The organism is Gemmobacter nanjingensis (assembly GCF_014652195.1).
In the GTDB taxonomy this organism is placed as follows: domain Bacteria; phylum Pseudomonadota; class Alphaproteobacteria; order Rhodobacterales; family Rhodobacteraceae; genus Gemmobacter; species Gemmobacter caeni.
The window spans coordinates 1-18,539 of the sequence record NZ_BMYI01000027.1; the positions used below are offsets into that span (position 1 = coordinate 1).

Consider the following 18,539-nt stretch of genomic DNA (forward strand, 5'->3'; position numbering starts at 1 on the left):
TCAACGATACAAAAAACACCCGGACGCGGGGTGGAGCAGCCCGGTAGCTCGTCAGGCTCATAACCTGAAGGCCGCAGGTTCAAATCCTGCCCCCGCAACCAAATTTACCAACCTTATCAAAGACTTCAAAGCCGAGCATAACGCTCGGCTTTTGTCATTCCAAATTCTTGTCAACACCTGGTCAACGTTTATCGAGGCCCCCTTCGACGGGGGCCTTTTGCGTGCCGTGCGCTGCCGATCAGACGCCACGATCATCCCGGAACCGACCAATCACGTCAGCTGCGCTCGATGGCCGATAGCTTTCCTCCGGTGCGGCGAAGGCAAGCATGAGTTCGGCTTTCAGACGATCAAACGCCTCCTGCTCCGTCCGTTCTTTGTCGTGGCGGATCAAATCGCGCACGTACTCGCTGGTATTCTCGTACGTTCCGTTGTCGCCCACGTTCGCTGCCGCGAACTCGCTCAGCGCACTGCTGATGCGGACACCCATCGTCTTGGTCTGGGACATGTTGTCCTCCACTTTCGTGTGTTCACGATCACCAAAAATGAACACGCAGGCAAGTTGCACGACGTCCCTTTCTGTCCTTGTTCGCGCTGGATGCGTTTCTCGCGCGTTATAGAATGGTCGTAGCCTCGCTTCGCTTGATCCAGATCACGGCACGGAACGCCCGCCTATGCGCAGATGCGCATGAAGTGGAGCGCCGCCGATGATCCTAGCCGTTCTGTCTGCCCTTGCCGAACCGACCCGTCTTGAAGCCATGCGCTTGCTGGCGGATGGGTCGGAACACTGTGTCTGCGAGCTGATGCGAAAGCTGGGAGCCACCCAAAGCCGGATGTCGCGGCACATGCAGGTGCTGAAGCAGGCGGGGCTGGTGCTGGACCGTCGCGACGCGCAATGGGTGCGCTACCGGATCAGCCCGGAACTGTCGCCATCCCTCGCCCGTCTAGTCGAAGCTGCGCTCGAGCGGCCAATCATGGTCACGGAACGGGCAGCATGAGCGTGTTTGGCTGGCTGAACGACCAACTGCTGCGGATGACCTGGCTCAACGATCTGGTCGGCGCGGGCGTGGCGGCCGTCGGGCTGGACCCCGCCTCGCGCATTGGCGGGTCGGTGCAGTTCTTCGTCTATGACGTGATCAAGATCTTCATCCTGCTCTCGGTGCTGATCTTTGCCATCTCCTATGTTCAAAGCCATTTTCCGCCCGAACGGACGCGGGCCATGCTGGGCGGACGGTCCGGTCTGGGCGCCAACACGCTCGCGGCCCTTCTGGGCACGTTGACGCCGTTCTGTTCCTGTTCGTCGATCCCGCTCTTCATCGGCTTCACCGCCGCTGGCCTGCCGCTGGCGGTGACGTTCTCCTTTCTGATCTCCTCGCCGCTCGTGGATCTGGCCTCGGTCATCCTGCTGGCCTCGATCTTCAGCTGGCCGATTGCCCTTGCCTATGTCGCAGTCGGGCTTGTGGTGGCCATCGTGGGCGGGACGATCATCGGACGCCTGGGGATGGAGGATCAGGTCGCCGAGTTTGTCCGCACGGTTCCCGTCTCGGGCGAGGCCGCGACCATGACCCGGAACGAGCGGCTGACCTATGCGCGCGATCAGGTAGTGGAGATCGTCCACCGCGTCTGGCCCTATGTGCTGATCGGTGTCGGCATTGGGGCTGCGATCCACAACTGGGTACCCGCCAACGTAATTTCGGCCATGCTCGGGCAGGACAAGTGGTGGTCGGTCCCCGTGGCAGTGCTGGTGGGCATCCCCATGTATGCCGACATCTTCGGTACCCTGCCGATCGCCGAGGCGCTGGTCGGCAAGGGCGTGGGCCTTGGCACGGTGCTGGCCTTCATGATGGCGGTGACCGCCCTGTCGCTGCCATCTCTGATCATGCTCAAGCGGGTGGTGAAGATGCCGCTCCTCGTCACCTTCACCGGCGTCGTGACCCTCGGCATCCTGTCCATCGGGCTGATCTTCAACGCCATGACCCACTGGTTCATCTGAGAAAGGACTGCCTCATGATCATCAAGATCCTCGGCTCGGGCTGCAAGAAATGTGTAACGCTTGGCGAAAACGCCAGGGCCGCCGCGGCAGCGGCTGGCAAGCAGGCCGAGATCATCAAGGTCACCGACTTTGCCGAAATCGCCGCCTATGGGGTGATGTCGACGCCGGGGCTGGTGGTGGACGAGAAGGTCGTCTCGACCGGCAAGGTGCTGACGGCGGAAGAAATCGGACGGCTCATCTGATGGAGTATCGCGTCCACGCTCGCCGCATTGACGCCCATGGCAGTCTTGCTGTGGCGAAGGAGGCCGAAGTCACGCTCGACACCGATCTGGCTGGGCGGCGCGATGCGATGAACCCGGTGGAACTGCTGCTGGCGGCACTTGCCGCTTGCATGCTGAAGGGGATCGAGCGGGTGACGCCGATGCTCAATTTCCAGATCGATGGCGCCGAGGTTGCGCTGGAAGCGATCCGCCAGGACGCGCCACCGAAGCTGATGCTGATCCGGTATGCGATCGTCGTCGAGAGTGCCGAGACTGACCAACGCCTTGATCTGTTGCACCGCAACATCTTGAAATACGGCACCATCTCGAACACGCTGTCATCAGCCGTGCCGCTCGAGGGAAGCCTGCGCCGCAAGGTGTAACAGGTTCAATTGGGGGGCAGGTATGGTCGGATGGCCGCGGATCGTATTGGCTGGAGCAGCCGTCGGCATAGTCGGCGGGCTGATCGGGCTTGGCGGGGCAGAGTTCCGTCTTCCACTCCTGATCGGCATGTTCGGATTTGCAGCTCTTGATGCGGTGATCCTGAACAAGGCGACCAGTCTGATCGTGGTGGCCACAGCGCTGCCGTTCCGGGCGGGAACCGTGCCGCTGGATCAGGTGCTGGCCGAATGGCCGATCATCCTGAACCTTCTCGCGGGAAGCCTGCTTGGCGCATGGATCGGGGCCGGGCTCGCTGTGCGGATGAAATCCCGCACTCTCTATCGCGTTCTGGCCGGGCTTTTGGTGCTGATCGCGGCAGTCCTCGCGCTCAGCCACATCACGACCCTGTCGCCCGCTGCCCTTGTCACCGGACCTGCGCAGATCGTCGCGGGCCTTGTCGCAGGGTTCGGCATCGGCATCGTGGCTTCGCTGATGGGCGTTGCGGGGGGTGAATTGCTGATCCCCACGCTGGTCCTTCTGTTCGGGATCGACCTGAAACTCGCAGGCAGCCTGTCGCTGGCGATCAGCCTGCCCACCATGCTGGTCGGGTTCGCCCGATACAGTCGCGACGACAGCTTCACGGTTCTAGCGCGCAATCAGGGCTTCGTGCTGTTCATGGCCTTGGGGTCAGTGATCGGCGTCGCCGTCGGCGGCCAGCTTCTGGGGATCGTGCCCGAGGTCGTGCTGCTGCCCGTTTTGGTCGCCATCCTGCTTGTATCCTCGGTCAAGGTCTGGCGTCACGGCTAGTGTCAGGTCGCCGCCGACAGGTTCACCCGCTTGATCAGCGCCTCCGCGCTTTCTTTGCGTTCGGAATAGCGGTCCACGAGGTAATCGGCCCGGTCACGGGTCAGCAGGGTGAACTTCATCAATTCCTCCATCACGTCCACGATCCGGTCGTAGAGCGGCGACGGTCGCATGCGCCCGGCCTCGTCGAACTCCTGGAACGCCTTTGGGATCGAGGACTGGTTGGGGATCGTCAGCATCCGCATCCAGCGACCAAGGACACGCATCTGGTTCACGGCGTTGAAGCTCTGCGAGCCGCCCGACACCTGCATCACCGCCAGCGTCTTGCCTTGGGTCGGTCGCACGGCACCCTCGGACAGCGGGATCCAGTCAATTTGCGTCTTCATCAGACCGGTCATCGCACCGTGGCGCTCTGGCGAGGACCAGACCATCCCTTCGCACCAGGATGAAAGATCGCGCAGTTCCCGCACCTTCGGGTGGGTCGCATCGACCCCGTCGTCGACCAGCGGCAGGCCGGACGGGTTGAACATCCTTACCTCGGCCCCGAGCCGCGTCAGGATGCGGGCCGCTTCCTCGGCCGCCAGACGGGAAAAGCTGCGGGCTCGGAGCGAGCCGTAGAGGATCAGAATGCGCGCTGGGTGGACCGAGGGCGCGCCGCTGAACAACCGGTCGCGGTCGATGCCGAGGAACAGTGCGTCATCGATGTTGGGCGTGTCGGAGTGCTGGTCAGACAAGGCGGTTTCCTTCGGCATCGATGATCATTTGACCGTCCTCCTTTGCCAGCGGACCGGGAGGCAGGCGGTCCAGCAGGTCCAGCACCGTCTCGGACGGGCGGCACAGGCGCACGCCTTTGGGCGTGCAGACGAGGGGCCGGTTCACGAGGATCGGATGGGCCACCATCGCGGTCAGTAGCTGGTCGTCTGTCACGTCGGCCGCAGTCAGGCCCATCTCCTCGGCAGGCGATCGGGCGATGCGCAAGGCATCGCGTGGGGTGAGGCCCGCCGCAGCAAACAGCGCCAGAAGCTGCGGGCGGGTCCAGCCTTCCTTCAGATAGTCGATGACGTTGGGCGTATACCCGGCGGCCTGGATGATCCCGAGGGTGTTGCGCCATGTCGCGCAATCGGGGTTGTGGTGGATGACGACGGGAAAGGTCATGCCGGGAACCGGTTACGGGTGCGGTTGGCAAAGGCGACCAAGGACAGCATCACCGGCACTTCGACGAGGACGCCCACCACCGTTGCCAGCGCCGCGCCCGAGTTCAGGCCGAACAGGCCGATGGCGACCGCCACTGCCAGTTCGAAGAAGTTCGACGTACCGATCAGGGCGCAGGGCGCTGCCACCTTGTGGGGCAGCTTCCACACAAAGGCCCAGGCATAGCCAAGCGCGAAGATGCCATAGGACTGGATGATGATCGGCACGGCAATGAGCGCGATCAGCAGAGGCTGCGCGATGATCACTTGGCCCTGGAAGCCGAAGAGCAGCACCACGGTCAGCAAGAGGCCGAGGACCGAGGCGGGCTTGATCCGCGCCGTGAAGTCCGACACCGCCACTTCACCCCCGCGCGCCATCAAGGCGCGCCGTGTCAGTGCCCCGGCGATCAGCGGGATCACGATGTAGAGCACGACCGACAGGATCAGCGTCTCCCATGGCACCGAGATGTCGGTCACGCCCAACAAGAAGGCGACGATCGGCGCGAAGGCCACGACCATGATCAGGTCGTTCACGCTGACCTGCACCAGCGTGTAGTTCGGATCGCCCTTGGTCAGCTGCGACCAGACGAAGACCATCGCCGTGCAGGGCGCGGCACCCAGCAGGATAAGCCCCGCGATGTATTCGGGTGCCTTGGCCGGATCGATCAGCCCGGCGAACAGGTGGTTGAAGAACAGCACCGCCAGCGCCGCCATGGTGAACGGCTTGATCAGCCAGTTGATCGCAAGCGTGATAATGAGGCCTTTCGGTCGACGTCCCACATCCTTCAGCGAGCCGAAGTCGATGGCGATCATCATCGGATAGACCATCGCCCAGATCAGCCCGGCCACCACAAGGTTGACCGAGGCGTATTCCAGCCCGGCCAGCACACCGAACAGGCCCGGCGCGAGGTTGCCCAGCACAAGGCCCGCCAGGATGCAGAGGGCGACCCATAGGGTCAGCCAGCGTTCGAACAGACTCATGTGGTTTCCTTCCGGGTGGGAACGCAGCAGGCATCGCCGGGGGGCGGTGTCAGGCTGGCGATGAACTCCGCCAGCGGGGCCAGCGCATCGGGGTTCAGCGCATAGCACACGCGCGGCCCGTCGATCTCGCCCGAGATGATCCCCGCCGCCTTGAGGATGCGCAGGTGCTCTGACACCGTGGACTGTGCCAGGCCGACAGCATCCACGATGTCACCGCCGATGCAGCCGGGGGTGGCCAGCAAAAGCCGAAGGATACGAAGACGGGCCGGATGAGCCAGCGCCTTTGCCAGAGCTGCAAGGTGATCGTTCTGAGGCACGCGTGATTCCAATGGCTTCGTTAATCGTCGATAAACGATATAACTATCGTTGTGATAGGACAACCCTGAGAGAGGCAATACTGCATGATCTTTCGTGCGGTCATCACCGACACGCGCGCGCCTGGTCGCGCAACACAGCGTAGTCGCTCAGCATCCGGACGACGACGGCCCCTTCCGGCAACGCCTCGACCTCGTCGGCGGCCCGCGCTTGATCTGCTGCGGTGTACTCGACCACAGGCGGGCAGGGCGCGCTGGTCTCAGAACTTACCGTCGCGCAGCCGGTCAGCCAGAGCATCGCGATCAGCAGGGCGGCGGGCGGCGGCGTCGAGCATCTGGCGTTGGATGGCATCGTTTCTCTCTCGGGCATCAAGCCGTTCGGCGGCGCGTCCTGCGCGTTCACCGGCACGGCGCAGGTTCAGAAGGAACAGCAGGATCGCTGCGGCGGAAAGGATGAGGCCCAGCGCCTTGCGCGCCGGGCCATGGGTCAGAAGCCAGCCGATCACCGCTGGCCCCGTTTCCAGTCGTCGAGCCGGGCGTGGATGGTGACGGCGATGCCGATCAGCGCGATGGCGATCAGCACCCAGCGCAGCGTGTCGAGGTAGGGCACCAGCGGCTGGATCGTGGACTGGGTCTCGGCTAGGACGCCCCTCACAGCATCCACCCCGGCCGCACCGACGGTCGCTGCTCCAGCCGCACCCCCACCACGCAAGGTGCGGCTTTCCGACAGGACTTCGCGCGCGGGCGGCAGTTCCGGGGCGAAGGGCACCGCGCGCGTCGCAAAAGGATCGCCCCAAGACCGGGCAGGACCAAGGTCGATGTGCATGAAGCCCGAGCGGGGGTAATAGCCGAACCCCAGGAACCCGACCGCCCGCGCCGCCGCCTCGAAGGCTGCGGGATCGTGGTTCGACATGGCGATGTCGAAGGCCGTGCCCTGCATGTGCTTCGAGGCCGGGGCCCCGCCCACGGCCCGGTTGTGTTCCGGGCTGCGATAGGCCGAGCGGATGATCAGCGGCTTGCCCAGCCGGTCGCGCAGGGCCTGCAGCTTGTCCATGGCTTCCGTGTTGATCTTGATCGCGCCGGTGCCGCGGCAGGCGATCTCGGCGGCCGAGAAGTTCGGCCAACGCCATGCAGTCGCGGGCACGTCGCGCCAGTGGGGGTAGGTCAGGGTGGGCATCGTGGATCCTCCAGATGAAAAAACCCGCCTCTTGGGCGGGGAACATGGTCGTTGTGGTGTGGTCGCCAGGCGGTCAGTCTGATCGGCCGCGCTGGAAGGCGTCGAAGAGCATGTCCCGCATGGATCGGATGTCCGTCTCGATCCGGTCGAGGCGGTCGCCATCCACCTTGCGATCTTCGCTGCGCTGCTTGTCGGAGCGGTCGCGTTCGGTGATGAGTTCGCGATCAAGACGATCCAGCAGGGCCTCGTTGGTGAAGGCCTTGCGCGTGATCGCCGCGATCAAGGCCATGGTGCCACCGATCAGGGCGGTCAGCGCGGCGGTGATCCCGTGGTCCCGAAAGGCCCGCGCGACCTCCCCGGCAAGAGTGGTCTGGTCGTTCATGATGGTCCTTTCATTGCCGCAGGCTGCGGTTGGTCAGAAATCAGTTTCGAGGTAGACACCGGCGCAGTCGTAGGCGACGGCGGCGGCGGTCGCGCCGGTGTTCAGGAACAGCCGCGGCGACAGGAACTGCGTCGCGGCGGGCAGGTCTGCGGTGATCTCCTGCTCGAAGATCGCACCCGAAACCTCGTCGACGACGCGCACCCAGACGGAACTGCCGTTCGGCGGTGCCGCGATGAACAGGGTCAGCACCCCGCCCGTGGCAATGGCGAAGGACGCGCCCATGTCGGTGAGCGTCGGCGCCCCGGTGCCGTCGTTCGCGACCAGTTGCCAGCGGGTGTGCGTCCCGCGCTGGAAGCCGATGCCGATACAGTTGATGGCGGCGGCCAGCGTCAGGGTGGTGGCCAGCGCGGCCGTCGATCCATAGAGGCCGAAGAACCCCATGCCAGTTGCCTGCAGGGTCGTCAGCGAAATCCGCGTGACGAAGGTCCAGCCGCCGAGGCCCGCGGCGTTGCCGCGCCAGCAGGCCCAGCCTGCGGATCGCTGGTCGGCGACCGAGTCCACGACGGCCGCCGAGGTCAGGCGCCAGCGCCGCATTGAGGCGGCAAGGTTCGTGGCGGCCAGCGTCGGGTGCGAAACGGTGCCGACCGAAGTGATCGGCATCCCTTCGGTGGTGATCGTCGTCGTGACCGACGGCGACCACGTGGCGATCCGGTTCACCCCGAAATGCGGCTGCAGCGGAAAGTCCCGCCCCGAGGGACGCATCACGTCGATCCACGGCGCCCCGGCGCGGCTGCGGGCATAGACAGCGGCCTTGCCTGCGGGCGGCGGGGTAGGCGCTGCGGCCAGTCCCGGCAATACCGTCGGCTGCAGCAGTTCCACCTGGCCGTTGGTGCGGTCGATACGGATCGCGTCGAAGAAGGCCGAGCCGTCCGGGCTGACCTTGAAGCTGAAGTCATCGTTGCCCAAGAGGCCGATCAGCGCTCGGGCGGAGAAGCCGGTCTTGAAGGCGAAGGCGGCGTCGTTCGCCGGGGCTGCCTTGTTGACGGTCACTTCGATCCCGGCGCCCGCGTTGTTCAGCAGCACCGCAGGCGTGTTGATGGACAGCCGGTTGAAGCTGTCGGCTGTCGCCCCACCGAGGCCGAGGAGCTGCGCGGTCAGGTTGGCCTGAGGCATGCCGACCTGAGTCACGGCATTGGCGAATGTGACAGTGGGCGTGTTCACCACCGTCGTGCCGCCCGCTCCGGCGGTGGCCGAACCGATGTTCACGACCGTGGTCGATCCGGAGGCGCCGCCGGTGCCGAGGTTCACGGTCTTGGTCACGCCCGTGGTCGTGGCCCCGGTGCCCATGCCGTAGGTGGCGGTCGTCGTGGCCGTCCCGATGCTGGCGGAGGCAGCCGAGACCGTGACTGTGCCCGAGGCGGTCAACGTGCCGGAGAAGGTCTTGTTGCCGGTGAAGGTCTGGGTTCCCGCCAAGATTGCCAGTTCCGAGGAGGTGTTCGGCAGGGTGAAACTGCGCGTGGTCCCGGCGCTGATCCCTGCCAGCGAGAAGGTGGCCTTCTTCGTCGGGTCCGCATCGTTGACCAGGCTGAAGACCGCATCCGAGACGTCGCGCGGCTCGCCCACGACCTCCCATGCGCTGCCGGTCCAGACGAGGAACAGGCCCTCGGCCGCGACCCACACCATCCAGCCGGTGCGCGGCACGAGGCGGATCCACGCGCCGTCCACCCAGAAGGCGATGTTCAGATCCCACCCTGCCCAAAGGCCGGTGGCGCCCGAGGCCACCAAATGCCGGTTGCCGTCGACCGGGCTGGCCGGGGGCGCAGTGCGCGTGCGGTCGAGGACGGAAAGCTGCACCATGGCGTCGAGCAGGCGCAGCGCCTCGTTATGCGTGACATGCTTCTGCGCCTGCGCCGCCAGAAGATAGGGCAGGCCCAGATGGGTCGTGGTGTCGGACATGGGGGTTCCCGTGGGTTGGGATCAGAATTGCAGCGTGACGGTCGCTGGCGTGCCGCGACCGAGGCGGTTCGAGAGCTGGTAGATGCGGATGGCCAGTGTCTGGCCGGGCCCGAGCGGCGCGCCCCAGTCGGCGGTCTGCTGGGCGGCAGTGTAGAGGACGGACGTCGTGCTGCTGGTCAGGGTGCGCTTGACGGTCGTCCCGTCGAGGATCTGCACATCGTAGCTTTCCAGGTCCTCGGCTAATGGAACCTCGACCTGCTCCCAGGCATCGGCCACCAGCGCGCGGGACCGCCGGGTCCAGCGGATCCTCAGATCGCCTGGGGCTCGCGCGATCCGCCAGGGCTGTTCGACATGCACTGGCGCAAAAGGCACGAGGCCCCGCCCGGTCGGCGTGAAGCCCAGCGCGGCATAGCTGTCATCCGTGACAGAACGCGCGGCCGGGCCGACCCGCCAGTTCCAAGGCAAGCCAAGGTCAGCCTCGGCGATGGGGAGCGCGGCCAAGGTCGCGTCCAGCACCACGACCCGCGCCCCGGCCGGTGCCGGGTTGCCCATGGCATGCTCCGTCCCGCGCTGACCGCGCAGCAGGCGGGTCAGGCGATAACGGCCGGGCGCGATCAGTTCGGCTGCGCCCGCCTGGACGATCTCCCAAAGGCCCGCCGCTGCCTCGACGGCTACCGCATTTGCCCCGCCGAACAGCGCGACGTCTGTCACGCTCTCCAGCGTTCCGGATAGGAGATCGACCACCAGCGCGTTGCCCAGATCGAAGCGCGAGGTCGGGCCGGGAAAGAAGTCGAAAGCCACGGTGCCGATCCGCGCCCGACTGCCGAAGGTGGTGAGCAGATTGAACCCATCCGTCGAGGCGCTGCGGAAGACGGCGATCTCGCCGGGCCAGGGGCTGGCATGCGCGGCGATCAGGGGTCGATGGGCGGGCTGATCCTCACTGATCTGCGGCAGGTCCAGCATGACCACTTCCGGCGTGCCGAAGACGACGGGACTGGCGAGCGATGCCGGGCGCGGATCGCCCGGTGGAAGATCATAGGCGGCACGGTCCTGGCGGACTCCCTCGATCCCCCGTTCCTCTGCGTCGGCGACCGAGACAAGCCGGAATTCCACTTCGCGACCGTCATGGGCCAGGCGGATCACGTCCGCAGGGTCGAGGGCGAGCCGCGAGGGCGGCAAACGGAAGGTCGCGCTTTCCCGTCCGATCCACGCCTCCATCAGCGCGCGGCGGCAGCGGCGTTCGGCCTCCTCGGGCGGGATCGCCATCGGGAAGGACTCGGAAGCGATGCGCGTCGTGTCGACCGTGGTCCGGCGGGCTTCGACAAGCGCCACGTCATAGTCCTCGTCCGCCCGCGCGACCTGCCACTTCAGCGCCTGAGGCAGCTCGGTCTCCTGGCCGCGCGTCAGTTCGAAGGCCTCGCCCTCGCGGGTGGAGACCAGATCATCCACCGTGAGGGTCAGGCTGGATGCCCGCCCGCGCACGACGAAGCGGATCACGCCTTCGGTCTCGATGGCATCGAACCCGAAATGTCGGGCCAGCGTGGAAATCGATGCGCGCGGGCTTTCCAGCGCGCCGATCACATAACCCTCGACCGCGCCCCAGAGGCCCGAGACGTCGATGAGGTCTTCAGCCAGTCCCGCGCGCAGGCAGAGGTGGCGCACAAGGGCGGCGAGCGACACTGCACCTAGCCTGCCGGTCAGCCAGTGGCCAAGTCGCCAGTTGGGGCCGTCCGTCCAGACACCGGTCAGTTCGGGGAAGAACGGATAGGGTCGCGCGTCCCAGGTCCAGGCGGCGCATTCCGGGACATGGACCATCCGGCCGCCGTAGACGGACGACGTCGGGTTGTTCGCGCCCTGACCCCACCAGAGGTAGCTGGCTTCCAGATAGGCGCGCTGGATGGCGTCGTCGCGCCAGCCCCGCGAAAAGTAGGGCGTAAAGCTCTCGGACGACTTTGGGTCGAAGAAGACGTTCGGCTGGTTGGTGCCCCTGTCGATGGCGGGGCAGCCGAGTTCGGTGAACCAGACGGGCTTCGATTGCGGCACCCATGACGTGGACGTGCCGCTTTCCAACCCGCCCGGCCGGTCGAAATGTGCATTCGACCACCAGGCGCGCAGATCCTTGTAGCGGAACACCCAAGGTTTGCCTGCGCTGCCATCCGTGATCGGGGTGCGTATTTGGGCCGACCGGTCAGCGGCCGAGGCATAGAACCAGTCGAAGCCCTCGCCACCGGCGATATTGGCCTGCAGATAGCCCCGGTCATGGATCGCGGCCCAGCCCTCGAGCGCATCGGCGTGGTCGAACCCATCGCGCCAATCCGAGAGCGGCATGTAGTTGTCGATGCCGATGAAGTCGATGTTCGCGTCTGACCAGAGCGGATCGAGGTGGAAGAACACGTCGCCGCTGCCGTCGCCCGGCTGGTGGCCAAAATACTCCGACCAGTCGGAGGCGTAGCCCACCTTGGTGCCCGGCCCGAGGATCGTCTTCACGGCCGCCGCCAGCGCCTTCAACGCCGTCACGGCCGGATAGGCACTGGCGCTGGACCGGATCGTCGTCAGTCCGCGCATCTCGGTGCCGATCAGAAAGGCATCAACCCCGCCCGCGACCGCGCAGAGATGGGCATAGTGCAGGATCATGCGGCGCAGGCCCCAATCGTCAGCGGGACCGGTCCAGCTGATGCTGTCGCCCGACACTGCGAACTGCGCCGGGGTCGCCGCGCCGAAGAAGCTGGAGACTTGCGTGGCCGCTGCGGCAGACTTGTCCGCGGTCCCGGCATATCCCGCAGCAGGGGAGCAGGTGATCCGCCCGCGCCACGGGAAGCTGGGCTGGCCCGGCGTGGCGGCATTCGCGCTGTAGGGGTTCGGCAGCGTGTTGCCGGTTGGCACGTCCATCAGCAGGAACGGATAGAAGGTGACGCGCAGGCCGCGCGCCTTCATCTCGCGGATGGCCTGCACCACCGCAAAGTCGGCAGGCGTGCCGCCATAGACCGGTCGATCCTCGACGTCGCGACTGACGAGATGGGCGGCGGCCCGTGCCACGCCATTCACCGCCCAGACCTTGGGGCTGGTAACCTTGGCCGCCACCTCCACGCCCGGCTTGATCGTGCAATTGCCCACGCGCAGGTCGTTGCCGAACCAGGCGACGACCAGGCTGACGCTCTCGACGGCCGGGGCCATGGCTTGCAGCCGATCGAGGGCCACGACGATGTCGGCCTCATCGGGCAGCGCGTTCAGGTTCTCGGCCGATGTCGTGCCGCCGGTGGTCTGGCCGAACACCGTCGTGGATGCGCCCACGGTCTTGCGAACAGCCTCGGTCGCATAGGTAAACTCGCCCGAGGCCGGGATCATGGTCACGGCTTTGACCAGCCCCTCGGCCGTGTCGGGATCCGCGAGCGGCCGGAAGACCTCGAACGAAAGCTGCGGCAGGCGGTTGCCGTAGGTCGAGAGCGCCAGTTCCTCGAAGACCACATAGGCTGTCCCGCGATAGGCTGGGGTGTTGGTCACCCCCATTTTGGCCGCGATGAAGGAGTCGGCCGCTTGCGCCTCGTCGCCGGGATACCAGCGCCAGGTGATGCCGGTCATGTCGAGCGGCTTGCCGTCTGCCCAGATGCGGCCGATGCCGGTGATCGGGCCTTCGCACAGGGCGACCGCAAAGCTGGCATAGTAGAGATACTCGGTCGTCTGGACCCGGCCACCGCCACCGCCCTTGCCGCCGCCTTGCGTCGTGGTCTTGGTCTCCTCGCGGAAATCCGTGGCCCAGATGATGTTGCCGCCGATGCGCATGCGGCCGTAGAGGCGCGGGATGATCGCGCCTTCGGTGGCCGAAGTGATCCGCAAGCTGTCGAGGCGCTGGCCCTCGATTTTCTGCGCAGGGGCCAGCGAGGACACGATCCAGCTGTCAACCACCGACCCGATGGTCGATCCGATGAAGCCGCCGATGGCTGCGCCAGAGAAGCCGAGGATCGCGCCGCCAAAGGCCCCGCCGATGGCGGAACCGACAGCGCCGAGGACAAGCGTGGCCATGGGAAGGTCTCAACGTGCAGGAAACAGGAAGGCGAAGGCGATGCGGCGTCGCCATGCAGGTGTCAGCGGCTCCTCGATCACGCCGAGGCGTTCATAGGCGTGAAGGAAGGTGTCGGGACCGGTGAGGATGCCCACATGCTTGGCGATGGCGCGTGGCATCATCCGGAACAGGATCAGCGCGCCGGGCCCGGCCTCGGATGGATCAAGTTCCGGCATCATCCGTCTTGCGCCATCGGCCAGCACCTCGCGCGGCCCGGTCTCGCCCCAGTCCCGGCTGTAGGGCGGGATCGGAAATGGCTCCGGGCCGACGACGTCGCGCCAGACGCCCCGCGCGAGGCCGAGGCAATCGCAGCCGACCCCGCGCAGGCTGGCCTGGTCGTGATAGGGTGTGCCGAGCCAGGACCGCGCGACAGCAATGACGCGGGCGGGATCGGCCGTCGAGACGGGCGCGGTCACAGAACCGCCCCCTCGTGGCCGCCGTCCTTGGTGGCGTAGCGCAGCACGGCATCTTGGCCTGGGATGTGCGGGAAGCCCCGGAAGTTCGCGATATTGGCGAACTTCGCGCTGCAGGTCGCCATCCGCTTGTCGCAGCCCGCCCGGGCCACAAAAGCATCCGTCGCCGTGATCGGACGCACCGGGGCTTCGAGCAGGGTCAGGATGGCGATGCCATCGACCAAATCATGCGACAGCACCTCGACGCGCCGCCCGGCGTTTGCCCCGGTCGACCATTCCACCAGCCCGAAGGCGAACCAGCCCGCCGCGAAACTGCCGAGGCCGGAGGCTGTAAAAGCACGGTCGCGCAGCACATCGATGATCGCGCCGCTGCCCCTGAAGGCCGGGGCGTCAAGGTTCACGCCACAGCGCGCATCGCCCAGCGCGGCATCGCAGCTCGCCTGAAACGTCCGCCCGACCGTCTGGCCGAGCACATGGGCGAGGCTGCGCACCTCGGCCACGAAGGCCAGCCGCCCGCGCCGGATCTGGCCGATCGCCCCGCGACGCAGGAGCACACGCTGCGCGGGGCTCGCCCAGTTCACGCGCCAGACCTCGACAACTGCGGCGTCCCACCGGCCGTCGAGGATGTCCGTCTCCGTAATCCGGTCAGACGACAGCACGCCGTGGGCATCCTGCGTATCGACTGAGAGGTCGGAGCCAGACCGCACCTCGGAGGCTGTCAGGCCGCTTTCCGGTTCGAACTCGGTGCCGTCGAACGACAGGGTCCGGTCGTGGTCGGTGAAGCCGAAGGTCACGCCATCGGCGCGGGTGATGCGCCAGCACCAGGCGAGCGTCGTCGTGCCCTCGTCGAGATGGGACTGCAAAGCGGCGTTCAGGGACTTCATGTGCGGATTTCCACGAGGGGGATCGAGGTGATCGAGCCAAGGCGTTCAAGGTCGAGGGTGACGTCGAGGGTGTCGGTGTCGAAGCGGACGGAAACGTCGAATTCGAAGCCTGCGGTGATGGCGACGCCAGCGGCCGGGGCCGACGTGAAGGTTAGCAAGCCTGTCGCGGTAGAGACCGACCAGCCGGAGGCTTGCGGGGTGCCGTTCAGGGCGATGGTCACGGTTCCGGCGACGGGCTTGGTGATGGCTCGCGTCCAAGACTGCGCGCCCGAGGTGTAGCGTTTGGTCAGCTGGAACAGGGTGACCGCCCCGTTGCCGGTGCCGACGGGTTGATCGGCTGGCCCCGGCGTCTGCGATGGCAAACAGGACTTGAAATCGGCCCAGTCCTTGAAACGGAAGCCGTGCAGGCGGCCGTTGCGAGCCTCGAAGAAGGCGACAACCGCCGCCAGATCGTCGGCGCGGCGGATGCCGTAGGCGACATCATAGCGGCGGCGACTGTTGGCCCAGTTGGCGTTGCGCTCCTCCGCCCCGCTCGCCAGTTCGACGATCTGCGTGCGGCGCTCGGGGCCACCGCGTGCCCCGCGGCTGATGTTGTCCGGAAACCGGACCTCGTGGAAGGCCATCACATCCCCCTCCGGCCCAGCGACACGGCGCGGGCGATGTCGCTGGCGACCTGCGTGCGGGACTGGCGGAAGCTCTCGGCGTCGCGGGCGTTGATCGTGACGTTGACGGTCGAGGCGCCTGCCTGGCCGTACCCTTCCGACTCTCGGCGAGAGAGAACCCGCTCCCTGCGTTGCAGGATCGCGGGCACCTCGTCTGGCCGCAGACCGGCCCAGCCGCCGTTGTGCATGCGCGGCGCGCCCGCGAAGGCCAGCGCCGGGACCGTGCGTCCGGGACCAGGGGCACCGACCATACCGCCCGCATGCAGGATGTTCGCGAAAATTCCACCCGCGCCGCCCAGCGCGCCGGAAAGAGCATTGGCGATGGGGCCGAGGATGAAGCGGCGCGCGGCCAGCTTCGCGAGGTCGGCGATCATGGACGTGACCAGATCACGGAAGTCGAGCTTTCCGGTCTTCACGAAGTCACCGATGGCGTTCTCCGCGCTCTGGAAAGCGCCCACCAGCATGCTGCCAATGTCCCCGCCAATGTCGCGCGCCTTGGCGGCATAGTCGGCGAGCGCGGCCGTGACGGCTTGCCAGCCGGTGAGGGCCTTGTCCGCGCCTTGGGCTGCAGCCGCCCCCGCGTCGCGTGCAGCGCCGCCAGCGCCATCGGTGGCGGTGGCCGTGTCATTCAGCCCGGCTGTCAGGGCATCGGCTGCACCCGCCGCATCCGCCAGCGCGGTTTCGGCCTCCGTCCCTGTGCTAGTCACCGCATCCTTCAGCGCCTGCCAGCTGGCGAGCGGCTGACCCGCAGCGTCAGCCAGCATCCCTGCCGCTTCGCGATAGCCGTTGGCTCGCGCGCGGGCATCGTCTGCCATGGCGCCGAGGCCGAGGTCGGGCGGCTCGAGGTAGGTGCGCAACAGCGCGGCGGAGAAGGCATCTGCAGCGGCGGCCCCTGCGGCCGTTGCCGCGCCCTCGAAGGGATTGCCGATGCGCCCCAGTTCCACCGGATCGAGGATGCCGATCCGCACGCCACCTTCGCCCGTAGCCCATTCGGGCAGCAGCGCGAGGGCCGCGTTCAGGGTCTCGATGAAGCTGTTGATCCGGGTGACGACGCCGTTCAACATCGCCTCGACGCCGGAGATCAGCCCGTTCGCGGCCTGAAATGCGAAGTCGCCGATGGCCCCGGGCAGACTGCCCCAGATTGCGACCGCCGCGTCATAGGCCCCTTGGAAGATCGCGGCCGTCCGGTCGCCGAAGCTGACGACGCCCGCGATGGTGCCCTCAAGGGCCGAGAGACCCGCCGCCTTTAGCCCCTCCCATCCAGCCGCCATCCGCGCGAGGGCTGCATCCAGCGACAGGCCGATGCGCGACCAGACCTCGCGGGCCAGATCTCCGAGCAGCCGGAAGGCCTCGCCCACCCCGCCGACCCGGGCCACCAGCTGCGAGAACTGATAGACCAGCTCTCCGGCGCCGACGATCAGCGCGCCAATGCCGGTCCGGATCAAGGCGCCGCGGAGGAACACCAAGGCGGTGGCCAAGCCGCGCACGGATAGCGCGGCGGCGGCAAGCCCCGCCACCCAGCGCCCGGCCATGACGGCAGCGAAGGTCGCAGCGTAGGAGGCAAGACGCCCTAGGTTGCCAATCAGCCCGTCGATGGCCGAGCGGAGGATGCCGCCGTCTGACGCGAGGGCGACGAAGGCATTGGCAAGCGCCTCGATGGTCGGGGCCACGGCGACGGCGATCCGGTTGCGCAGGCCGTCGAACACCAGCGAGACTGTGCCCAGCGCGAGTTGGGTGCGACGCAGGGCTTCGAGGGCCTCACTGTCCAGAACTGCGCCAAGGTCGGAAGCCTGCTCGCCAAGCCGCGCCATTTCCGCCCCGCCGTTCCGCAGGAGCGGCAGGAGGCGCGTGGCGTCCGAGGCCATGGCCTCGAGATAGAAGGTCATCTCCTGCTGGCTGAGCCCAGCGCGTTCCAACGTGTCAACGTAGAGTTGGAGGGCTTCCGGCCCCGATAGACGCGCGAACTGGTCGGCGGTGACGCCCACGCGCGGCGCCACATTCTCGAAGAAATCCGCCATCGGCCCGCCGCCGGTCTGGAGGAAATCCCCGACCCGGTCGTTCACGTCCTTCAGGATGTCGGCCAGCTTCTCCTGTTCGATGCCCACCGTCCGCGCCCCAGCCGACCAGCGCTGCAGGGCCTCGGGCGTCGCATTGGCGACCTGTGCAAACTGACGGATCTGCGCGGCACTCTCGGCCGTCGAACGAACGATCAGTCCAAGTGAGGCAGTGGCGGCGGCAGCGGCGGCCCCGAGGGCGATGCCCGCCCGGCGCGCAAAGGCCGCAAGCCGAGTGTTCGCCAGTTCCATCTCGCGTGACAGGCGGCCAAACCCGCGTGCTCCAGCCTCGCCGACACCCTCCAGTTCGGCGCGCACGCGACGTCCGCCCTCCGCCACGAGGCGGACGGAGACCTTCTTCTCAGCCATTCCGGCGTCCTTCCATCTGCTCGTTCAGTTTGCGCACCATCACCGCCTCGATCTCGGGCAGCAGTTCGGCGGTGATCAGTGCGCTAACGCCCAGCGCCTCTGCCAGTGAAAGCGCAGCGCCCATGTCCCATCCGATCACTGCCCCCGGCGCGATGCGCAGCTGGCCACCGAGGCGCTGGGTCAGGTCCCAGACCTGCCAGCCCTCGATGGTCTGCGGCCGGTTCAATCTTGCGGGGCAGTCGGGGCAGGGGCCTGCGCAGGCCGCGCAGTAGCCGTCGCCCCCGCCGAAGGACCAGTCGGCGAGGGCGCGGAGGCGTTTTTTTCCAGATCCAGCATCAGGCCGCGGGCGACATATTGCGCCTGGAAGGCCTCGAATACGGGCCAGATTTCGAGAAGGGCGTCGATTCCCGCCGGGCTGACCGGGACGAGGTTGCCATCATCGTCTCCGACGCCTTCCCACTCCAGCACCGCGCGTCGGGCGACGGCCTTGGCCATCGCGAGGGCCATGTCTTCTCGGCTGGAGGTTTCCGACAGGTTGTCGATCACGGGATCGGCGCGGGCGGAGACCATCAGCGCGGTGGTGAGCGGCGCCACAAGGACGCGCAGGCCGGGCAGCAGGTCCAGCCATTCGGGCCGGTTCGTGAGGTTCAAACGGATCATGG

General features: G+C 66.8%; 21 protein-coding genes and 1 tRNA gene. 6 read left to right on the forward strand and 16 right to left on the reverse strand.

The window, feature by feature from the left end; translation table 11 throughout:
• Nucleotides 1-24 precede the first annotated feature (24 nt).
• Nucleotides 25-101, forward strand: a tRNA-Met gene (locus IE126_RS23175).
• Between the two features lie 137 nt (nucleotides 102-238).
• Here IE126_RS23175 and IE126_RS23180 read toward each other — a convergent pair.
• Nucleotides 239-505: a ribbon-helix-helix domain-containing protein gene (locus tag IE126_RS23180; protein WP_068767515.1), complete on the reverse strand. Its 267-nt coding sequence runs from the start codon at nucleotides 503-505 to the stop codon at nucleotides 239-241.
• A 199-nt stretch (nucleotides 506-704) separates the two neighbouring features.
• Between IE126_RS23180 and IE126_RS23185 the strand changes: the two genes are divergently transcribed.
• The 5 genes from IE126_RS23185 to IE126_RS23205 are packed head-to-tail and all read left to right on the forward strand — an operon-like array spanning nucleotide 705 to nucleotide 3,438.
• Nucleotides 705-995 (forward strand): ArsR/SmtB family transcription factor, encoded by a 291-nt coding sequence (locus tag IE126_RS23185; RefSeq protein WP_068767516.1) that lies wholly within the window; start codon nucleotides 705-707, stop codon nucleotides 993-995.
• On the forward strand, nucleotides 992-1,990 hold the full coding sequence (locus IE126_RS23190; RefSeq protein WP_068767517.1) for a permease: 999 nt from the start codon (nucleotides 992-994) through the stop codon (nucleotides 1,988-1,990). The genes IE126_RS23185 and IE126_RS23190 overlap by 4 nt, the downstream gene beginning before the upstream one ends.
• A 14-nt stretch (nucleotides 1,991-2,004) precedes the next feature.
• Nucleotides 2,005-2,232 (forward strand): thioredoxin family protein, encoded by a 228-nt coding sequence (locus tag IE126_RS23195; RefSeq protein ID WP_068767518.1) that lies wholly within the window; start codon nucleotides 2,005-2,007, stop codon nucleotides 2,230-2,232.
• Nucleotides 2,232-2,633, forward strand: a complete 402-nt coding sequence (locus tag IE126_RS23200) for an OsmC family protein (protein ID WP_197474264.1) — start codon at nucleotides 2,232-2,234, stop codon at nucleotides 2,631-2,633. Before IE126_RS23195 ends, IE126_RS23200 begins: the two co-directional genes overlap by 1 nt.
• A gap of 22 nt (nucleotides 2,634-2,655) precedes the next feature.
• Nucleotides 2,656-3,438, forward strand: a complete 783-nt coding sequence (locus IE126_RS23205; protein WP_068767519.1) for a sulfite exporter TauE/SafE family protein — start codon at nucleotides 2,656-2,658, stop codon at nucleotides 3,436-3,438.
• 2 nt (nucleotides 3,439-3,440) lie between these two features.
• Here IE126_RS23205 and arsH read toward each other — a convergent pair whose 3' ends face one another.
• The 15 genes from arsH to IE126_RS23280 form a co-directional block, all read right to left on the reverse strand.
• Nucleotides 3,441-4,169, reverse strand: a complete 729-nt coding sequence (arsH, locus tag IE126_RS23210; RefSeq protein WP_068767556.1) for an arsenical resistance protein ArsH — start codon at nucleotides 4,167-4,169, stop codon at nucleotides 3,441-3,443.
• Nucleotides 4,162-4,590, reverse strand: coding sequence for an arsenate reductase (glutaredoxin) (arsC, locus tag IE126_RS23215; RefSeq protein ID WP_189382540.1), 429 nt, complete (start codon nucleotides 4,588-4,590; stop codon nucleotides 4,162-4,164). Before arsC ends, arsH begins: the two co-directional genes overlap by 8 nt.
• Nucleotides 4,587-5,606 (reverse strand): ACR3 family arsenite efflux transporter, encoded by a 1,020-nt coding sequence (arsB, locus tag IE126_RS23220; protein ID WP_068767521.1) that lies wholly within the window; start codon nucleotides 5,604-5,606, stop codon nucleotides 4,587-4,589. Before arsB ends, arsC begins: the two co-directional genes overlap by 4 nt.
• Nucleotides 5,603-5,923 carry an ArsR/SmtB family transcription factor gene (locus IE126_RS23225; protein ID WP_189382543.1) on the reverse strand — a complete coding sequence of 107 codons (321 nt, stop codon included), beginning with the start codon at nucleotides 5,921-5,923 and terminating at the stop codon, nucleotides 5,603-5,605. The genes arsB and IE126_RS23225 overlap by 4 nt, the downstream gene beginning before the upstream one ends.
• A 257-nt stretch (nucleotides 5,924-6,180) precedes the next feature.
• Nucleotides 6,181-6,426: a hypothetical protein gene (locus IE126_RS23230; RefSeq protein ID WP_407646087.1), complete on the reverse strand. Its 246-nt coding sequence runs from the start codon at nucleotides 6,424-6,426 to the stop codon at nucleotides 6,181-6,183.
• Nucleotides 6,423-7,097, reverse strand: a complete 675-nt coding sequence (locus tag IE126_RS23235) for a YcbK family protein (protein ID WP_068767524.1) — start codon at nucleotides 7,095-7,097, stop codon at nucleotides 6,423-6,425. The genes IE126_RS23230 and IE126_RS23235 overlap by 4 nt, the downstream gene beginning before the upstream one ends.
• Before the next feature lie 73 nt (nucleotides 7,098-7,170).
• The gene (locus IE126_RS23240; RefSeq protein WP_036707062.1) at nucleotides 7,171-7,479 is read right to left on the reverse strand and encodes a hypothetical protein; all 309 of its coding nucleotides are present in this window, start codon (nucleotides 7,477-7,479) and stop codon (nucleotides 7,171-7,173) included.
• Nucleotides 7,480-7,512: 33 nt separating this feature from the next.
• Nucleotides 7,513-9,435, reverse strand: coding sequence for a DUF2793 domain-containing protein (locus IE126_RS23245; RefSeq protein WP_189382545.1), 1,923 nt, complete (start codon nucleotides 9,433-9,435; stop codon nucleotides 7,513-7,515).
• Between the two features lie 21 nt (nucleotides 9,436-9,456).
• On the reverse strand, nucleotides 9,457-13,455 hold the full coding sequence (locus tag IE126_RS23250) for a baseplate multidomain protein megatron (protein ID WP_189382547.1): 3,999 nt from the start codon (nucleotides 13,453-13,455) through the stop codon (nucleotides 9,457-9,459).
• Nucleotides 13,456-13,464: 9 nt separating this feature from the next.
• Complete coding sequence (locus IE126_RS23255; protein WP_189382549.1) at nucleotides 13,465-13,911, reverse strand: NlpC/P60 family protein; 447 nt, start codon at nucleotides 13,909-13,911, stop codon at nucleotides 13,465-13,467.
• Nucleotides 13,908-14,792: a DUF2163 domain-containing protein gene (locus IE126_RS23260; RefSeq protein ID WP_189382551.1), complete on the reverse strand. Its 885-nt coding sequence runs from the start codon at nucleotides 14,790-14,792 to the stop codon at nucleotides 13,908-13,910. Before IE126_RS23260 ends, IE126_RS23255 begins: the two co-directional genes overlap by 4 nt.
• Nucleotides 14,789-15,415, reverse strand: a complete 627-nt coding sequence (locus IE126_RS23265; RefSeq protein ID WP_189382554.1) for a DUF2460 domain-containing protein — start codon at nucleotides 15,413-15,415, stop codon at nucleotides 14,789-14,791. Before IE126_RS23265 ends, IE126_RS23260 begins: the two co-directional genes overlap by 4 nt.
• On the reverse strand, nucleotides 15,415-17,877 hold the full coding sequence (locus IE126_RS23270; RefSeq protein WP_189382556.1) for a phage tail tape measure C-terminal domain-containing protein: 2,463 nt from the start codon (nucleotides 17,875-17,877) through the stop codon (nucleotides 15,415-15,417). Before IE126_RS23270 ends, IE126_RS23265 begins: the two co-directional genes overlap by 1 nt.
• On the reverse strand, nucleotides 17,870-18,103 hold the full coding sequence (locus IE126_RS23275) for a DUF7697 family protein (protein ID WP_229825839.1): 234 nt from the start codon (nucleotides 18,101-18,103) through the stop codon (nucleotides 17,870-17,872). The genes IE126_RS23270 and IE126_RS23275 overlap by 8 nt, the downstream gene beginning before the upstream one ends.
• Nucleotides 18,100-18,537: a hypothetical protein gene (locus IE126_RS23280; protein ID WP_189382558.1), complete on the reverse strand. Its 438-nt coding sequence runs from the start codon at nucleotides 18,535-18,537 to the stop codon at nucleotides 18,100-18,102. Before IE126_RS23280 ends, IE126_RS23275 begins: the two co-directional genes overlap by 4 nt.
• Between the last annotated feature and the right edge of the window lie 2 nt (nucleotides 18,538-18,539).

Coding starts and splice junctions, on each gene's coding strand:
- IE126_RS23180 (WP_068767515.1), bottom strand. CDS start 505: ATGTCCCAGACCAAGACGATGGGTGTCCGCATCAGCAGTGCGCTGAGC.
- IE126_RS23250 (WP_189382547.1), bottom strand. CDS start 13,455: ATGGCCACGCTTGTCCTCGGCGCTGTCGGTTCCGCCATCGGCGGGGCC.
- IE126_RS23235 (WP_068767524.1), bottom strand. CDS start 7,097: ATGCCCACCCTGACCTACCCCCACTGGCGCGACGTGCCCGCGACTGCA.
- IE126_RS23260 (WP_189382551.1), bottom strand. CDS start 14,792: ATGAAGTCCCTGAACGCCGCTTTGCAGTCCCATCTCGACGAGGGCACG.
- arsC (WP_189382540.1), bottom strand. CDS start 4,590: ATGACCTTTCCCGTCGTCATCCACCACAACCCCGATTGCGCGACATGG.
- IE126_RS23240 (WP_036707062.1), bottom strand. CDS start 7,479: ATGAACGACCAGACCACTCTTGCCGGGGAGGTCGCGCGGGCCTTTCGG.
- IE126_RS23190 (WP_068767517.1), top strand. CDS start 992: ATGAGCGTGTTTGGCTGGCTGAACGACCAACTGCTGCGGATGACCTGG.
- IE126_RS23200 (WP_197474264.1), top strand. CDS start 2,232: ATGGAGTATCGCGTCCACGCTCGCCGCATTGACGCCCATGGCAGTCTT.
- arsB (WP_068767521.1), bottom strand. CDS start 5,606: ATGAGTCTGTTCGAACGCTGGCTGACCCTATGGGTCGCCCTCTGCATC.
- IE126_RS23265 (WP_189382554.1), bottom strand. CDS start 15,415: ATGGCCTTCCACGAGGTCCGGTTTCCGGACAACATCAGCCGCGGGGCA.
- IE126_RS23245 (WP_189382545.1), bottom strand. CDS start 9,435: ATGTCCGACACCACGACCCATCTGGGCCTGCCCTATCTTCTGGCGGCG.
- IE126_RS23270 (WP_189382556.1), bottom strand. CDS start 17,877: ATGGCTGAGAAGAAGGTCTCCGTCCGCCTCGTGGCGGAGGGCGGACGT.
- IE126_RS23280 (WP_189382558.1), bottom strand. CDS start 18,537: ATGATCCGTTTGAACCTCACGAACCGGCCCGAATGGCTGGACCTGCTG.
- IE126_RS23195 (WP_068767518.1), top strand. CDS start 2,005: ATGATCATCAAGATCCTCGGCTCGGGCTGCAAGAAATGTGTAACGCTT.
- IE126_RS23185 (WP_068767516.1), top strand. CDS start 705: ATGATCCTAGCCGTTCTGTCTGCCCTTGCCGAACCGACCCGTCTTGAA.
- IE126_RS23205 (WP_068767519.1), top strand. CDS start 2,656: ATGGTCGGATGGCCGCGGATCGTATTGGCTGGAGCAGCCGTCGGCATA.